This is a genomic window from Pseudomonas putida (assembly GCF_005080685.1).
GTDB lineage: Bacteria > Pseudomonadota > Gammaproteobacteria > Pseudomonadales > Pseudomonadaceae > Aquipseudomonas > Aquipseudomonas putida_V.
Map to the genome: position 1 here is coordinate 788,396 of NZ_CP039371.1, position 15,511 is coordinate 803,906.

Consider the following 15,511-nt stretch of genomic DNA (forward strand, 5'->3'; position numbering starts at 1 on the left):
TATGCAGCAAATAGTTTTAGATGGTGGTTTTTGCTTCTCAGAAGCACCATGGTTGAGTTGGGGAGACATCAAGTACGGTTTGGATCGCGGCTTCTTAAATTCAAAAGGAGTGGTTGAATATGCTGCTAAAAGGCTTTCTTCGGATTCTCCTGCGGAGCACTATGAGTTGGCCTGCTTGAGTGGCGATGATGGCAATGATGTCCAGGAGTGCGTTAGTCGCCTCGCAGTCAAAGATGTGCGAGATGTAGGGGGGGCGGAGAAAGCGTGGGTTTTTTTGATTTTTCTGTGGGTCTTTCTTAATAGGGATAGATATCGAAATCCACTAGGGCTTGTCGAAGAGCTATATGCGGATTTTAATTATCCGGAATCTATTGCTTCTATTGTGCGGTATATGCCGGCAATAGATCCTTCTTTAGAGGGTGAGAGTCAACTTTTTAAGAATTGGTCCGATGTATTGGAGTCTTTTAGACAGGAGCTTCAAGCTAGTCGTTCTGGATAAGTTGGTCTAAAGTGGGAGAAGCAGAAATACGACGATGAAAGCCTGCTGAATGTCGAGGAGGCCCAGAACACCTATGGACCTCAAAGGGCCAAGGAAAAGAGCCTTCAAATCGCCGATAGCATAGGCGCACTGATGTCCGTTCAGTGTGGGACAACGACCTGCGAATCGTACAAGACAGCGCTGCTGGAGCGCTCGGTTGATAGCTATGCACACCTCAGTAATGTCCTTAATGAGTGGGCACCGACCATGGAGCGTCTGGCGCTCATCGGAGGAGCCGCTGTAGGTAAGCAAGCAGGGTCGAAGCCTGCCGGTGTGCCAGAGCGCGATGGGCTTGCGCAGGTTCAGAAGGCTATGGATTATCTAGTAGGTGCAAAGCGAATCGAAATCGCGCCGGGTAAATTTGAGTACCTTTTCGGTCGCGTGGCTAGTAACTCGCATAATGCTGCTCGCTCGAATCAGCTTGCGCTGGAGATGAAACGGCTTGGGGTTACAGATAGTGCCGCTGGAAGGCAGTTGCTTACCGATCACCTAACGCTTTCGGCTAAAACGCAAGGAAATGTGATCAAGACATTCTCCAATCAGTATGGGACATTCGAGGTTAGGGAGTCGTTACTTATGGGGCCGTCGGGCAAGGCTGCTAACCTCCAAAGCACTTTTCAAGTTCTCGAGGATGGCACCCGTAAACTGAGTACGGTCATACCGATTCATTAAGGGATCAATGATGAAATTTCTGAGTGAAAATGATTTTTTGGAAGAGTTTGGTATCGAACCTATCGAGGTCGACCCAAGCTTGGCGTTATGTAGTTACACAATTAAGTCAAGAAATAGCGATCTTGAAATGGATTTCTCATTTAGTGCGATTATGGAGTCTTTTCAGGTTGTGTTGAGATTCTCCAAGCAGGAAGTGGCGGTAATTTCGTCGGAAAACGTTGAGATAATTGAGGTGGTGCGTGATGGGTCAGGAGCGGGAGTTCGCGTTGTATTTGGTTTCGCTGAATTAATTTCAGAGGCAAGGGTGATGTTTGAACCTGATCTGAGCTGTCGATGGTGGACATTGCGGGGGAATAGTGGGTCGGACCAATAGAAGAAGAAATGAGGAAAAAGGGAAAGGGTTGAATGACTCTTACTTAGGAGTGCAAAGAAATGGGGACGGATTTATTTTCGCTAGACGAATAGAGTTGGCCTGCCCCTATTTAGTTCTATTGAATAAATCTGTCCCCTTTTCTCGCTTTTCTTACTAATTATTGGGGGCTGTCCCCTTTATATACTTCATATAAAACTAAAGGACCGGCGATGCTGCGTATTGTTCCTATGATAGCCACGGCGTTCACTCTCAGCGCTTGCTCAGGTAACGTGTACCAGTACGAGAGCCCTGAAGCCAGGCAACAGATGAGTCAGGACTTGATACTGGGTACTATCATCGATTCGTCGAGAATGAACTGGTGTGTTCATCCTTACGGCAGTGCTCCAGGGTGCAAGCCCGAAAAAGGAATTGGAATCGTTACGCCGGATGGTCTGGTGATGGCTCATTTTGTCAACGGCAAGTATGTACAGGCCCGCGTTCTCAAATCCGAAGATGTCATCTGCTCAACTGTCCCCGGCGGAAGAGCTGCGGATGGTTTTTTTTTCGCCTTCACTGATTCTAAAGCTTATATGCTCGGACCTTTGCAGGCAGATCGAGATGAGATTAACGCCCGTTTTAAAGCGCATATGTTTGATTATTTACATTCTAATGGGCAACACAGTTTTGACGGGCCGGAGATAAACTTTCAGAGGCCGTCCGGAATAAAAAGGAGACAGACAGTAGTCGCCCCGTCTGGGCCGTCCACCTTGATTCTCAATGATATGGTTGACGTGCTAGAGGTCTACAGTCCGTGCTCGCATATGAAATAAGAGCTATTTCGGGCAAAATGGGGACGGATTTATTTTTCGCTAGACGAATAGGGATGGTCTGCCCCTATTTGGTTCTATTAAATAAATCTGTCCCCTTTGCCTGATCTCATCCTCTGCAAGGACGGGGGGAGGAGACATGATTCTGCATTGGGCAGCAGAAGATTTACTTGAAAAACTTGTGGAGCGTGATCCGCTAGCAATAGTAGAGTTCCTAGAACGCATAAAAGGCTGATGGTGCAAAAGGAACTTGGGCAAAATGGGGATGGATTTATTTTTCGCTAGACGAATAGAGATAGCCTGCCCCTATTTGGTTCTGTTAAATAAATCTATCCGCTTTTGTCGATGCTCGTGGCATTGGCGTCCAGTGGTAGCAAATGACAGTTATGAAGCTAAGGGTGAGTGAGGTTGGCGAAATGAGTTCCATAGGAAGGCGGCAATGTCTGCTGCGCGTGTGGGGAGCGTTAGATATTATTTATGTGCTCATCCTTGTCGCTGGCAGTGTTTCACGGGGAATGGTGCCGTTTTTAAGTGACTTCAATGCCGCGCTTGAGAACGTACGCCGCTGGGGTGGAGATTTCGAGTTTTTTGTTTGGGTGGGAGGCGCACTCCAAATTTCTGTTCTGGCTACGGGCATCCTACTGTGCTGTGGAAAAAAGCTGGGTGCCTATTTGGCGCTAGCGCAAATACCATTTCGCCTCTTTTTCTTGATTCCTTCGGTTTCGGTAATCCTGCTATTGCCTACTATCAATCCATGGCTCTGGTCGGGTCTTTTGATCGCATCGGAGTTGGCCAAGGCTTATAGCCTATGGTGGTACTGGAAAGGGCGGCGCGCGGCCTCTTTTGCATAGGCATGTTGAAAAATGCAGGAGCCGGCTTGCCGGCGATGCGCCGCGTGAGAGCGTGACCGACAATTCGATCACGCCCCAGCAGGGGCACGCGTAATATTGCCCCCGAAGCCGCGACGGCAGCATTCCCTGTTCGATTTCATCCAACAGCGTTTTGACCATGGCGCTGATGTGGTGGGACGCCGCTGTCATGCGACGATCTCCCGTCAATACACCGGTCTGGTTCAGATAACGGGTACATTCCATCAATTTCTGCGCCTCTGCCTGGGCGTAGGAGAGGGTTGTGGTTGGGGTCACGGTGAAGATGGATTGGGAGGAGCGAAAGGTTGGCAGCGGCAGTGGATCGTCGGGTGGCGGGATGCGGGAGGGTTTGCAGGGTGGCATGGTGCTTTGTCCTCGGGTTTGGTGGGGGATGGCACGGGCTGCGCCCGTGTTCGCGGGACAAGCCCGCTTGTATGGTTAGACTTGAAGGGGTGGTGGGACTAAATACCCGATTCTGACTGTTCGCAGCAGTACAGACCGTGGGAGACATCGCCCCACCCCTTCCACCAAAGCGCCGATAAAGAATGCATCGTTTGCAAGCGACGATAGAAGCAAGCCAGCGCCTCTGGGTGAAACCCCTTCAAGCCGAAAAACCATAACGTGAGGAGCCGCCCATGGCAATGCAGGTAAGCAAGTTGATCATGGGGGTGGATGTCGCGAAAGTAGAACTGGTTATCCATCACGATGATCGTGATGAGATCATCAGGCTGAAAAATTCCAAACTCGAAATCAAAAGGTGGCTGAAGCAGCAGCCTCTCAATACTGCTATCGCAGTTGAAGCAACCAATGTCTATCACCTGGACTTGGTCGAGCTGGCCCATCACCTGGGTTTTGAGGTTTATGTCATCGATGGCTTTCAACTCAGCAACTACAGAAAAAGTGTCGGTGGGCGGGTAAAAACCGATCCGTCTGATGCTCGGTTGCTGTCCCGTTTTCTGAAAAACGAAGGTGAGGACCTCCGCCCTTGGAGCCCGCCTCCTGCTGTCTACAGCAAGCTTCAGAGTCTCCTTCGGCGCAGAGCCAGATTGGTGACTGCTCGCACGGCTATGACTCAAAGCTGGGCGAATGAAAGCCTTTTGAAAACCGCCTTCGAGACCTTCTTAAAGTCGATAGATCGACTGGATCAATTGATCCAAAAGAAGATTAAAGAAGTACTCCGAGAGGCTGGGCTGCACGAGCAAGTCGCTCGCTGCCAGGCGGTAGAGGGTATTGGTTTTCTCACCGCCACCGCGTTGGTGATGGCTTTTATGAGGGGCGAATTCAAAAGCAGTGACTCGTACATTGCATTCTTGGGAATGGATCTGCGAGTGAGTGATTCCGGACAAAAGAATGGACGCCGCCGCCTCACCAAGCGAGGTTGTTCAGAAATTCGTCGCTTATTGCATAACGCTGCGATGGCTGCCAGCAGATCGGCTGCCTGGAGAGGGTTTTACGAACAGCATCGGAGCACAGGTAAAGCCACAACCCAAGCTTTAGTAATCCTGGCAAGAAAGCTTGCGCGGGTAGCATTCGCCCTGATGAAAAATCAGGACGAATACGTCACAAAAGGCGGGAAATTGGTTTGCTGAAAACCATAGAATCTCCCACAGCATCCGCGCAGCTGTTGGGCTCGACGCTGTACTTGTGGGAACGGGCTTGTCCCGCGAAGAGGCCGGCTAAGTCAGTACACATCTCTGCGCTTCATGCCCAACTCAGCATCATCCAACAGGGCCTTGGCCAGCGCGCTGAGGTAGTGCGCAGCCCACACGCACTGAGGCTTGTCGTCCATCACACCAGCGATGCTCATGTCGCGGGCGCAGCCCATTAACTCCGAAGCTTGTTCTCGAGCGTAGTGGCAAGGGATGCCGGGCTCGATGCAGAACAAAGGTTGGGTCTGGTTTTCACCTTGGTAGAACTTGGTTGTGCCGACTGTGAAGCTGCGGCTGGTATCGTTCATGGGCATGGTTTTATCTCCCTGAAGTTTTGGGTGCCTGGGCTGGCCTTATCGCCGGCAACCCGGCTCCTACACGCCCGCCTGTTAATCCAGGGGAAGGGAATGGTGGACATCTAAGGCAAGGTCGCTCGCGATTAGGTCAGGCCAGGCATGACGTGATGTGGCTCAGTCGCGCGGCGGCTGGCCGGGACGCGGTTGAGCTGGAGCCAAGTGCCTTCGGGGGAAGTGGGAGTTATGCGGTGGGTCGGGAACGATCTTAAGCATTTACGATTTCCTTTCTGATGCGGCCACCTTCTGCTGTCAAACAGAGGGTGGCAGCTGTACGCGGGTTGACAGACCGGTGGAAATCGTAAGCCCGGCGCACGCAAGCGTGCCCCACATACAGCTACCATAAAGGAGGCCATACCGATTTAACCGTGACGGCCTGTCAAAGCCGGTCGTTGATGTGCAACGACACCCCGAGACTAGAACGCATCCCGGTCAGGCCGCAACGGAAAATAGGCTGCAACAGTATCTTTGGGAAACGTCCTACAGAAAAGAGCCGAAATCTGATTTTCTTACCTCAGATCCCTGTTTGCCTTGCTCACCTGGGATACACAAAGATCTGAAGGGCACTCAACGGTAAGATGCGATCACGACAACCCTTCTAGCAGGCCGTCATCATGAAGCATGTCGACGATTACTTGCTCATCAACCGCGTAGACACCTCTCGAAGCTTTCCATACCAGTTTCTTCTCTTGAAGGGCGATAAGGGCTTGCTGAACGCCTGGAACCTCAGCCTTTACATCCCCTGCTTCAATTCCAGCCTGCTCCATTGCTTTGGCGTATAGCTGCATTGTTGGCGCTTCAAATGGAGCATAGTGTTCGCCTTTTGCGCTCATGACACGAAGAACGGCTGATTGGATGGGGGTAAGGCTATGTATCACCTTTCTCAGGTTGGTGTTCAGCTCGTCTGCCTGAGCTCGCACCAATTCGGCAAATCGTTCAGGTATCGCTTCGGGGTCGATGCTGAAGTCGAATCGAATCAGGTCGGCTGCTGCTCCGAGCAGTTCAGGGCGAAAGCCGCTGTCCTTGAAAAGCTGGAATACTTCGGAAGGATCTAGCTGACATTGGAGATCAATGTGTTCACAGATCCAGTTGATGAAATCTTGATCTAGGGTGGGGAATGGCACCATGGCTGCCCCAAAGAAAGCTTGATCCTTGCTGTTGCGGAGCATAGCCAGCTTGTCCCTGTTTGAGCCGGTGCAAACGACACGGAGGCCATGATGTAAGGAACTGTTGAGTTCGTCCCTGGCTGCTTTGAGCGCAAACAGGGCTGCTACGCCGTCTTCAGTCGTAATCGCATGCTGTGCCTCATCAATGATCAAGACGATCATTTTCTTTGACTCATCCGACAGCGCGACCAGGGCGGCTGTGAGATCAATGTCTTTTCCAAGCCCAACTTTGTCCAGGCTGAAATTCATTCCTCCTACGGCGACCTTTTCCATACCCGCCGATTTGGCCAAGCGCGTTATGAATCCTTCGTTTTTACCGACGGCCTCTCGAACCGTATTGACGATGACCAGGCCAGGGTCTTTGATCGGGTCTTTCCAGAGGTCTGCGTAGAGCACTAACGCTCCTTGCTCTTCAAGGGCAGGCCGAAGATCCTCGCGAGCAAATGTGGATTTCCCGGTACGCCGAGGCGCAGCTAGGAAGACTCCAGAGCTCGCAGAGCTTCCTACCGCTACCTTAAGGATCAGTTGGGCAATGCGTTTGGCTAACTGGGGGCGATGGTAAACGCTCACGGTCTCGGTCATGGCAGATCTCATGGCTGGTTTATAGGTAATTATAGAGTGACTATAGACCAATTATTTGGGGTGTGCGAATGGCGGTCTATAGAATTTTATAGAGAATTATAGAGTGATTATAGGAGGCTGATTCTTCGGCCCTACCGAAACCAATGCTGGCGGCCTCATATCTTGGGCGCCCATGGCGGCGGGCCCTTGAGAAAAGCTCTCGTGAGCCGGGCCAGTGCGTTTCCCGGCGCCTAGATACCCCTCTGTCGGGGAAGGGCCAACTCCTGGTTTCAGGTTGGGAAAAGTCTTACGGGAAAGAGCAGTGGGGTGCTTGAAAGATGGCGCCGCCGTGGGAATTGTCGGGGCCGCTTCGCGGCCCTTTCGCGACGCAAGGCCGCTCCCATAGGCGTGAGATCGGATCACCAAGCTTCAATCTGGCGCATAAATGATCGCGAACTCGAGCGAAGTGCCTGTCTCCACATTCAGGTACTGGTCACTTGTGCCCAACTCGGCCTTCACTACATGCCCCCGGTGGTCCTTGAGCCGACAAACGAGCACATCGCCATCCACCGTGACAGGCTCGATCAACCAGGGATCGGTGACTGCGGCGACTTTGTAGAAACCCAGGTAGCCATTGCGGCTGACGCCAAGCTTCCTCTCGCTGTCTTCGTCGCAGCCTGAGATCGTGAACCTCAGCCCATCCGGACCTTTCGACAGATACGAGCATGCAAGCGAGACGGTAGGTTCGCTGCCGCCCATGCGCAACCAGCCGTCGTTGGAATAGGCCTGCTCATAGGTGGGCCTGTCCGGGTCGGCACCATAGGCATGCTGGCGGGTGGGAATCAGGGTTGCGTCTTTGCGCACATAGAGCTTGCCGGTGAATGAGCGTGTGTACCAAAGATCAGCGCTGGCAGGGTTTGACATGACTACTCTCCAAGGGGGGCCGGGCGATTTCCCGGCTCCCTGGGAGCGTGCTGCAGGCCTGAGTCCACAGGCAGCGTGAAAAGGTTCTAGGAGAGGCTGCCCGGCGCAGCCCCAACGCCTACCTCACCCCGCCTTGGCCTGAGGCACCTGCACCACCACCTTCGCCAAGCTATCTCCCACCTGCTCCTCCACCTTCGACACGATATACGCCCCAATCGGAATCGCCGAAGTGGCCGCCGGCGACGGTGCGTTGCACACGTTCACGCTGCGGGCGGTGTTGACGAACAGGAAGTCGTCGATGAGCTTGCCTTCATTGGACACCGCCTGGGCCCGCACGCCAGCAGGGTAGGGCTTGAGGTCTTCCTTGCGCAGGCTCGGGCAGTACTTCTGCACAGTCTTGAGATAACCGCCCTTGAACAGCGAGTTCTTCATCTCGCTCAGGCCCGGGCGCAGGTTGTCCTTGAGCACCTTGCGAATGCCCTTGTGGCCGAGCATGCCGGCAAGGTCCGACAACGAAACGTCGGACTTGCGATAACCCTCGCGCTTCATCGCCAGCACCGCGTTCGGCCCCACCGTGACCGTGCCGTCGATCATCCGCGTCAGGTGCACGCCGAGGAACGGCATCGACGGGTCCGGAATCGGGTAGATCAGGTGGTTGACGATCTGGTTGTGCTGCGGCGGCAGCAGGTAGTACTCGCCACGGAACGGGCAGATGGTGAAGCCCGGCTCGACGCCCAGCATGCGTACCACGCGGTCGGCCATCAGCCCGGAACAGGACACCAGGTAGCGGGTGGTGTAGGTATCGCCCGCGGTCTGCACCACGATCGAGTCCGCCCGCTCGGTCAGGGCCGTGACCTCGCTGCCGAAGACGATGGTGCCGCCTTTCTTCTGGAACTCCTTGGCCATCTGGGCGGTGATCTCGGCGTAGCTGACGATGCCGCTGGAGGGCACGAAGATGCCGCCCAGGCCGACGATGTTCGGCTCGCGCTCGCGCAGCTCGCCAGCGCTCAGCCAGTGGCGCTCCAGGCCGTTGGCCGCGGTGCGCTCCCACAGGGCGCGCATGCGCTCCATTTCCAGTTCGTTGGTGGCCACCAGCAGCTTGCCGCACTCATCGTAACGAATGCCGTGCTCATCGCAGAAGCGCTTGGTGGCGATGTTGCCCTGCAGGCAGAACTTGGCCTTGAGGCTGCCGGGGGTGTAGTACACGCCGGCATGGATCACGCCGCTGTTGTGGCCGGTCTGGTGCTGGGCCGGGCCGCTTTCTTTCTCCAGCACGAGCATGCGTGCCCCTGGATAGCGGTCCGCCAGCTGCATGGCAGTGGACATGCCGACAATGCCGCCACCGATGATCACGAAATCGTACATGAGTCTGTTCCCTCGAAACGAAAGCGACCGGAAATCCGGTCGCTGTCGTGTCGCGTATCAGTTGGAGGTCTGGCCGCGGTGGTGCTGCATTTTCGGGAAGCTGAAGTAGCCACGCTGGCGCATCAGTTCGCGACGCAGGCCCGGGTGGGCGGTGAAGCGGTCGCGGCCGTGCAGCCAGAACAGGTTGTTGATCAGCAGGAACGAGCCCACCGGCACCGGGATCGAGACCTTGGTCGAGCTGCCTTCCAGCGACTCGCCGAGCTGGAACAGCCAGGTGCCTTCCTCGTAGTTTTCCGGCTGCACGAACTGGTCGATGTAGCGCATGGTCGGGCGGCCGGCGGCGTCGGTGTCGAACACCGCGTGGAACACGTCTTCGCGGGTGTTCTTGCTGGGCGGCGCGGTCCAGCGCATCACGCGGCGGGCCAGCGGGTGCTTGTAGTAGGTGTCGAGTTCGGTCCAGTCGTCCAGGTGCTGCAGCAGCGAGTTGCCGCCTTCCATGTTCTGCTCGTCGATCTTCATCATCAGCACGTAGTCGGTGATCTGGTTGACGAAGGTGCCGTCGTTGTGGAGCTCCATGACGCGGTGCGGCTGGCGCAGGTAGCTGTCGGAATTGTCGACGTTCTCGACCACGAAGCGGGCATAGAACTGGCCGCTCATGGCATCGAAGTTCGAGCGGCCCAGCAGGTGGGCAACGGCGGTCGACAGTTTCACCATGTCTTCGGCCTGGCTCACATCATCCAGGCCTTCCGGCACCACCAGCAGGCCGCCGGTGCTGCGATCGAGCAGGGTGTTGATGATGACCGGGCGCAGGGTGCCCTGGCAGATGTCATCGAGGATCTTGCCGACCTGGAAGCGCAGGAACGACTTGTACTCCAGCGCCTGTACCGGCCATTGCGCCACTGCCGCGACGAACGCGTCCACCGTGGCTTTCGGGAAGCGCAGTTCCAGCAGGCGGTCGGACTGTTCGGTGGCCTGCAGGGTGAAGCCTTGCAGGGCGACGGGCTGGGGAACGGTAGGTGCGTCGATCTGGGTGAAAGCGTTCATGGCGACTCCTGGGGTGCCGGTACTGAATGGGGTGTGGTGCGGCTGTGAGTGGAAATTATCGTCACTTATGCAAAATGTCTACATTTTTAAATTATGTATTTAAAAATAGGGTTCGTAGACGCAAAGCCGGTCTAGCGCCATTTCCGGTATGATCGGCGGTATCTCGCAATGGATTCCCCGTATGGATGACCTTTCTCTGGCTGAACCCGCATCGGATGCCGCCTACGCGCGCTTGAAGGCCGACATCCTCCAAGGCGCCTATCGGCCGGGTGAAAAGCTGTTGATGAGCAGCCTCAAGGAGCGCTACGCGCTGGGCGTTGGCCCGATGCGCGAGGTGCTGGCGCGGCTGGTCGCCGAGCGTCTGGTGAGTTCGGTCAACCAGAAGGGTTACCGCGTGGCGAGCATGTCGCTGGAAGAGATGCGCGACGTGTACGAGGCGCGGGCGCATCTCGAAGCGATGATCGTCGGCTTGGCCGTCGAGCGCGGCGACGAGGCCTGGGAGGCCTCGATCATCGCCCGCTCGCATACGTTGTCGAAGGTGGTCGAGTTGCACACGCCCCAGGAAATGGTCGAGATCTGGGACGCCCGGCACAAGGCGTTCCACAGTGCCATCGCCAGCGGTTGCGGGTCCAAGAGCCTGCTGCAGGCCCGGGCCTTTCTCCAGGACCAGGCCGAGCGCTACCGCCAGATCTGGCTCAAGCGCACGGTGCTATCGGAAGATGCGCTGCGCCTCAAGCGCGCCGAGCATGCCGAGCTGGTCGAGGCGATCATCGGGCGCGACGCCGACAAGGCCAGCAGGATGATGCTCGATCACCTGCTGACGCCGGTGCCGATCATCGAGCAGATCATCGAGCGCGAACAGGGTCTCTTGTAGAGGCCCAGCCTCAACCTTCGGCCAGCAGGTGCTCGAGGTAGTGGATGTTCACGCCACCCTCGGCGAACCCCGAATCGCGGGTCAGCCGGCGATGCAGCGGCACGTTGGTCTTGATGCCCTCGACGACGATCTCTTCCAGCGCATTGCGCATGCGCGCCATGGCCGCCGCGCGGGTCGGCCCGTGGCTGATGACCTTGCCGATCAACGAGTCGTAGTTGGCCGGGACGCGGTAGCCGCTGTACAGGTGCGAGTCGACGCGAATGCCGTTGCCGCCCGGGGCGTGAAACTGCTTCACCTGGCCCGGGCAGGGCATGAAGGTGTCGGGGTCCTCGGCGTTGATCCGGCACTCGAAGGCATGGCCCTGGACCTTGACCTGCTCCTGGCGGATGGTCAACCGGTTGCCGGCGGCGATGCTGAGCATCTCGGCGACGATGTCCACGCCTGTGATCATCTCGGTCACCGGGTGCTCGACCTGTACCCGGGTGTTCATCTCGATGAAGTAGAAACGCCCATCCTCGTACAGGAACTCGAAGGTGCCTGCGCCGCGATAGCCGATCTCGATGCAGGCCTGCACGCAGCGCTGCAGCACCTCGGCGCGGGCCTGTTCGTCGAGCTCGGGGGCGGGGGCTTCTTCCAGCACCTTCTGGTGGCGGCGTTGCAACGAGCAGTCGCGGTCGTACAGGTGAATGGCGTTGCCCTGGCCGTCCGACAGCACCTGCACCTCGACGTGACGCGGGTTGCCGAGGAATTTCTCCAGGTAGACCATCGGGTTGCCGAACGCCGCGCCGGCTTCGGTGCGGGTCAGCTTGGCCGACTTGATCAGGTCTTCCTCGCGGTGCACCACGCGCATGCCACGGCCACCACCGCCACCGGCGGCCTTGATGATCACCGGGTAGCCGACCTCGCGGGCGATGGCCAGCGCCGCTCGCTCATCCTCGGGCAGCGGGCCGTCGGAGCCGGGCACCGTCGGCACGCCGGCACGCTTCATGGCGTGCTTTGCCGAGACCTTGTCGCCCATCAGGCGGATGGTGTCGGCGCTCGGCCCGATGAAGGCGAAGCCCGAGCGTTCCACCTGCTCGGCGAAGTCGGCGTTCTCGGCCAAGAAGCCATAGCCTGGGTGGATCGCCGTGGCCCCGGTGACCTCGGCCGCGGCGATGATCGCCGGCACGCTGAGGTAGGACTGCGCCGACGGCGCCGGGCCGATGCACACGGTCTCGTCGGCCAGCCCCAGGTGCATCAGTTCGCTGTCGGCGGTGGAATACACGGCGACGGTCTTGATGCCCAGTTCCTTGCAGGCTCGTAGGATGCGCAAGGCGATTTCGCCACGGTTGGCGATGAGCACCTTGTGCAGGGTTTTATGCGCCATGCTCAGGCCTCACAGAATGGAAAACAGGGGCTGGTTGAACTCGACCGGCTGGCCGTCCTCGACCAGGATCGACTCGAGGGTGCCGCTGGCGTGGGCCTCGACATGGTTCATCATCTTCATCGCTTCGATGATGCACAGGGTGTCGCCCTTGCGTACCACCTGGCCGACCTCGGCGAACACCGGCGCCTCGGGCGAGCCTTTGCGGTAGAAGGTGCCGACCATCGGCGCGAGCAGGGTATTGCCCTTGAGCCGGGGATGTTCGGGGGCGCTTTGCTCGGCAGCCGCAGCCACGGGGACGGCGCCTGTGGCGCCACTGTGCAAGTGCTGGATCGGCGTCTTGTTGTGGCGGCTGACGCGGATGCTGCTGTCGCCTTCCTTGATTTCCAGTTCGTCGACGTCGGACTTTTCAAGAATGGCGATCAGGGTGTTGAGTTTGTCGATATCCATGGGCATTGGTTCTACGTAATGAGGGGAGGGCTATCAGGCGGCGCGCGGGGCGCGCACGTTCACGCCCTCGCGGGTCAGGGCCTGGCGGATGGCGCGGGCGAAGGCGGCGGCACCGGGCTGGTCGCCATGGATGCACAGGGTGTCGGCGCGCACCGGCACCCGGGTGCCGTCGACGGCCACCACGTGGCCTTCGCGCAGCATGCACAGCATCTGGGCGACCGCCTGCTCGGCGTCGGTGATCATCGCGTTGGCCTGGCCACGCGGGGTCAGCGTGCCGTCCGCCTGGTAGGTGCGGTCGGCGAACACTTCGTGGCGCACCTTCAGGCCCAGCGCTTCGCCGGCGTCGGTCAGCGTGCTGTTGGCCAGGCCATACAGGTAAAGGTTTGGGTCGAAGTCGCGCACGGCTTCGCAGATGGCGCGGGCCAGGGCCGGATCGGCGGCTGCCTGGTTGTACAGCGCGCCATGGGGTTTGACGTGCTGCAGGGGGGTACCCTGGGCCGTGGCGAAGCCACTCAGAGCGCCCACCTGGTACAGCACGCATTCGTAGGCTTCGTCCGGGCTCAGGCTCATCTTGCGTCGGCCGAAGCCTTGCAGGTCGGGGAAGCTGGGATGGGCGCCGACCGCGACCCCGGCCGCGACCGCCGCCGCCACGGTCTGGCGCATGATGCGCGGGTCGCCGGCATGAAAGCCGCAGGCGATGTTGGCGGAGGTGATCTGCGCCAGCACCGCCTGGTCATCGCCCAGCCGGTAAAGGCCGAAGCCTTCGCCCAGGTCGCTGTTGAAATCGATCTCAGGCATGCGCGTGCTCCAGTTGCGCCAGCATCCGCGCGCGCTTCACCGCCAGTTGCTGGGCATTGGCCAGGGTAGTGAGCTCGAAGCGCACGGTTTCGCCGGGCAAGCGTTGCGCCAGCAGCGGCAGGTCGACGCTGATGACATTGGCGATGCGCGGGTAGCCGCCGGTGGTCTGGCGATCGGCCATGAGCACGATGGGCTGGCCGTTGGGCGGCACCTGCACGGTGCCGAAGGCCACGGCCTCGGAGAGCAGCTCCAGCGGCTGACGCAGGTCCAGGGCCGGCCCTTGCAGGCGGTAGCCCATGCGCTCGGAGTCGTTGCCGATGGTGTATTCGGCGTTCAGCAGGTGCGCGTGCGCCTCGTCGCTGAAGTGCTGCCACTCGCTGCCGGGCACCACGCGGATCGGGGCGTCGGCCTCGCGTTCGAGCATGCGGTTCAGCCTGGTGGGCAGCACGATGCGCGGGGCATTGCGAAAGCTCGAGGCGAAGCCCAACCGGTCGCCGGCCACCAAGGCCCGACCGAGTACGCCGTCATAGGCGCCGCGGCGGTAGGTGCTGACGCTGCCGAGTACAGGCGCGGCGCTGAAACCGCCGGCCACCGCCAGGTAGGCGCGGGCGCCGGCCTTGCGTTGGGCGAATGCCAGCAGCGAGCCCGGCTTGACCCGCACCGCCTGATTGGGCAGCAGCGGCTGGCCGTCGAGGCTGGCGCCAAGGTCGGCACCGGCCAGGGCGATCAGCGCGCCGGCATCGAAGCGCAGGGTTGGCCCTTGCAGGGTCAGTTCCAGGGTACCAAGGCCCAGCGGGTTGCCCACCAGCAGGTTGGCCAGTTGCTGGGCCAGGGCGTCCATCGGCCCGTTCACCGGCACGCCGATGTGTTGGTGGCCGGTGCGCCCGGCGTCCTGGAACGTGGTGCAGAGGCCTGGTTTGAGTACGACGAGGCTCATCGTGTGTGCTCCTGTTCCGACAACGAGGCGAACTGCCTGGGTTCGATCGGCACAAAACGCACCTTGTCGCTGCTGTGCAGCAGGCAGGGCTCGGCGCGGTAGGCGTCGAACATCCTCAGCGGCGTGCGGCCGATCAGGTTCCAGCCGCCTGGCAGCTCCAGCGGGTAGATCACCGATTGGCGGTTGGCCAGGCCGATGCTGCCCGCCGCCACTTGGGTGCGGGGGCTTTTCCGGCGCTGCGGGTCGAGGCGTTCGTCGAGCACGCCGATGTAGGGATGGCCGGGGGCGAAGCCGACCATCAGCACGTCCAGCCACTGGCCGCTGTGCAGGTCGATCAGCGCCTGCGGCGTGAGGCCCAGGCCCCGTGCGACCTCGTCGAGGTCAGGGCCGTGTTCGCCGCCGTAGCACACCGGTATCTCGATCAGCCTGGGCTCGCTGGCCTGGGTGTCGTCGGCCTGGCGCAGTACCGCTTCGAGGTGCGCCGCGAGGGCTTCGTAGGGGCTTTCGTCGCCTTGGCAGGCGATCTGCTCGGGGCGGTAGTGAATGCCCAGCGACACCATGGCCGGCACGATGTCGGTAATGCCCGGCAGCAGCCCTTGCCTGGCCGCTGCATCGAGTTGCCTGGCGCAGCGTGCGACCAGGCGGTTGCGCTCGGCACTGAGCACAGCGCCGAAGTTCAGGACCAGGCAGCTGTCCCCAGCGGGCGACAGCGTCCAGGCCTGGACGCTGTCCAGGGGTTCTACGGGTTTCAACATGTTCATCTCGTTTA

18 protein-coding genes are annotated in these 15,511 nt (G+C 58.9%); 7 read left to right on the plus strand and 11 right to left on the minus strand.

The window, feature by feature from the left end; genetic code table 11:
• The first annotated feature begins 1 nt into the window (after position 1).
• From E6B08_RS03855 to E6B08_RS03875, 5 genes are all read left to right on the plus strand, one after another.
• On the plus strand, positions 2-499 hold the full coding sequence (locus E6B08_RS03855) for a DUF2247 family protein (RefSeq protein WP_136912813.1): 498 nt from the start codon (positions 2-4) through the stop codon (positions 497-499).
• A gap of 246 nt (positions 500-745) precedes the next feature.
• On the plus strand, positions 746-1,210 hold the full coding sequence (locus E6B08_RS30955; RefSeq protein WP_202877486.1) for a hypothetical protein: 465 nt from the start codon (positions 746-748) through the stop codon (positions 1,208-1,210).
• A 10-nt stretch (positions 1,211-1,220) separates the two neighbouring features.
• Complete coding sequence (locus tag E6B08_RS03865; protein ID WP_136912814.1) at positions 1,221-1,583, plus strand: hypothetical protein; 363 nt, start codon at positions 1,221-1,223, stop codon at positions 1,581-1,583.
• Between the two features lie 209 nt (positions 1,584-1,792).
• On the plus strand, positions 1,793-2,392 hold the full coding sequence (locus tag E6B08_RS03870; RefSeq protein WP_136912815.1) for a hypothetical protein: 600 nt from the start codon (positions 1,793-1,795) through the stop codon (positions 2,390-2,392).
• 413 nt (positions 2,393-2,805) lie between these two features.
• Positions 2,806-3,240, plus strand: a complete 435-nt coding sequence (locus tag E6B08_RS03875) for a hypothetical protein (protein WP_136912816.1) — start codon at positions 2,806-2,808, stop codon at positions 3,238-3,240.
• Here E6B08_RS03875 and E6B08_RS31415 read toward each other — a convergent pair.
• Positions 3,196-3,621 carry a DUF3077 domain-containing protein gene (locus tag E6B08_RS31415; protein ID WP_136912817.1) on the minus strand — a complete coding sequence of 142 codons (426 nt, stop codon included), beginning with the start codon at positions 3,619-3,621 and terminating at the stop codon, positions 3,196-3,198. The two genes, E6B08_RS03875 and E6B08_RS31415, sit on opposite strands and share 45 nt — an antisense overlap.
• Positions 3,622-3,893: 272 nt before the next feature.
• Here E6B08_RS31415 and E6B08_RS03885 point away from each other — a divergent pair, with 272 nt between their 5' ends.
• On the plus strand, positions 3,894-4,847 hold the full coding sequence (locus tag E6B08_RS03885; RefSeq protein WP_136912818.1) for an IS110 family transposase: 954 nt from the start codon (positions 3,894-3,896) through the stop codon (positions 4,845-4,847).
• Positions 4,848-4,939: 92 nt separating this feature from the next.
• Here E6B08_RS03885 and E6B08_RS03890 read toward each other — a convergent pair whose 3' ends face one another.
• The 5 genes from E6B08_RS03890 to glaH all read right to left on the minus strand — a co-directional run bounded on the left by E6B08_RS03890 (position 4,940) and on the right by glaH (position 10,320).
• Positions 4,940-5,221 carry a DUF3077 domain-containing protein gene (locus E6B08_RS03890; protein WP_136912819.1) on the minus strand — a complete coding sequence of 94 codons (282 nt, stop codon included), beginning with the start codon at positions 5,219-5,221 and terminating at the stop codon, positions 4,940-4,942.
• 623 nt (positions 5,222-5,844) lie between these two features.
• Complete coding sequence (locus tag E6B08_RS03895; RefSeq protein WP_136912820.1) at positions 5,845-7,008, minus strand: ATP-binding protein; 1,164 nt, start codon at positions 7,006-7,008, stop codon at positions 5,845-5,847.
• Positions 7,009-7,416: 408 nt separating this feature from the next.
• Positions 7,417-7,911, minus strand: coding sequence for a hypothetical protein (locus E6B08_RS03900; RefSeq protein ID WP_136912821.1), 495 nt, complete (start codon positions 7,909-7,911; stop codon positions 7,417-7,419).
• 123 nt (positions 7,912-8,034) lie between these two features.
• On the minus strand, positions 8,035-9,276 hold the full coding sequence (gene lhgO, locus E6B08_RS03905) for an L-2-hydroxyglutarate oxidase (RefSeq protein WP_136912822.1): 1,242 nt from the start codon (positions 9,274-9,276) through the stop codon (positions 8,035-8,037).
• A gap of 57 nt (positions 9,277-9,333) precedes the next feature.
• Positions 9,334-10,320, minus strand: coding sequence for a glutarate dioxygenase GlaH (glaH, locus tag E6B08_RS03910; protein WP_136912823.1), 987 nt, complete (start codon positions 10,318-10,320; stop codon positions 9,334-9,336).
• 181 nt (positions 10,321-10,501) lie between these two features.
• Here glaH and csiR point away from each other — a divergent pair, with 181 nt between their 5' ends.
• Positions 10,502-11,194: a DNA-binding transcriptional regulator CsiR gene (gene csiR, locus E6B08_RS03915; protein WP_136912824.1), complete on the plus strand. Its 693-nt coding sequence runs from the start codon at positions 10,502-10,504 to the stop codon at positions 11,192-11,194.
• A gap of 10 nt (positions 11,195-11,204) precedes the next feature.
• On the opposite strand, the gene accC is transcribed toward csiR, so the two are convergent.
• The 5 genes from accC to pxpB are packed head-to-tail and all read right to left on the minus strand — an operon-like array spanning position 11,205 to position 15,497.
• A complete protein-coding gene (accC, locus tag E6B08_RS03920) occupies positions 11,205-12,560 on the minus strand; it encodes an acetyl-CoA carboxylase biotin carboxylase subunit (RefSeq protein ID WP_136912825.1) in 1,356 nt (451 codons plus the stop codon).
• Positions 12,561-12,569: 9 nt separating this feature from the next.
• Entirely contained in the window at positions 12,570-13,007 is a 438-nt protein-coding gene (accB, locus tag E6B08_RS03925) for an acetyl-CoA carboxylase biotin carboxyl carrier protein (RefSeq protein ID WP_136912826.1), read from the minus strand.
• Between the two features lie 33 nt (positions 13,008-13,040).
• On the minus strand, positions 13,041-13,805 hold the full coding sequence (locus E6B08_RS03930) for a LamB/YcsF family protein (RefSeq protein WP_136912827.1): 765 nt from the start codon (positions 13,803-13,805) through the stop codon (positions 13,041-13,043).
• Entirely contained in the window at positions 13,798-14,742 is a 945-nt protein-coding gene (locus tag E6B08_RS03935) for a biotin-dependent carboxyltransferase family protein (RefSeq protein WP_136912828.1), read from the minus strand. Before E6B08_RS03935 ends, E6B08_RS03930 begins: the two co-directional genes overlap by 8 nt.
• On the minus strand, positions 14,739-15,497 hold the full coding sequence (gene pxpB / locus E6B08_RS03940; RefSeq protein ID WP_136912829.1) for a 5-oxoprolinase subunit PxpB: 759 nt from the start codon (positions 15,495-15,497) through the stop codon (positions 14,739-14,741). The genes E6B08_RS03935 and pxpB overlap by 4 nt, the downstream gene beginning before the upstream one ends.
• Positions 15,498-15,511: the final 14 nt, after the last annotated feature.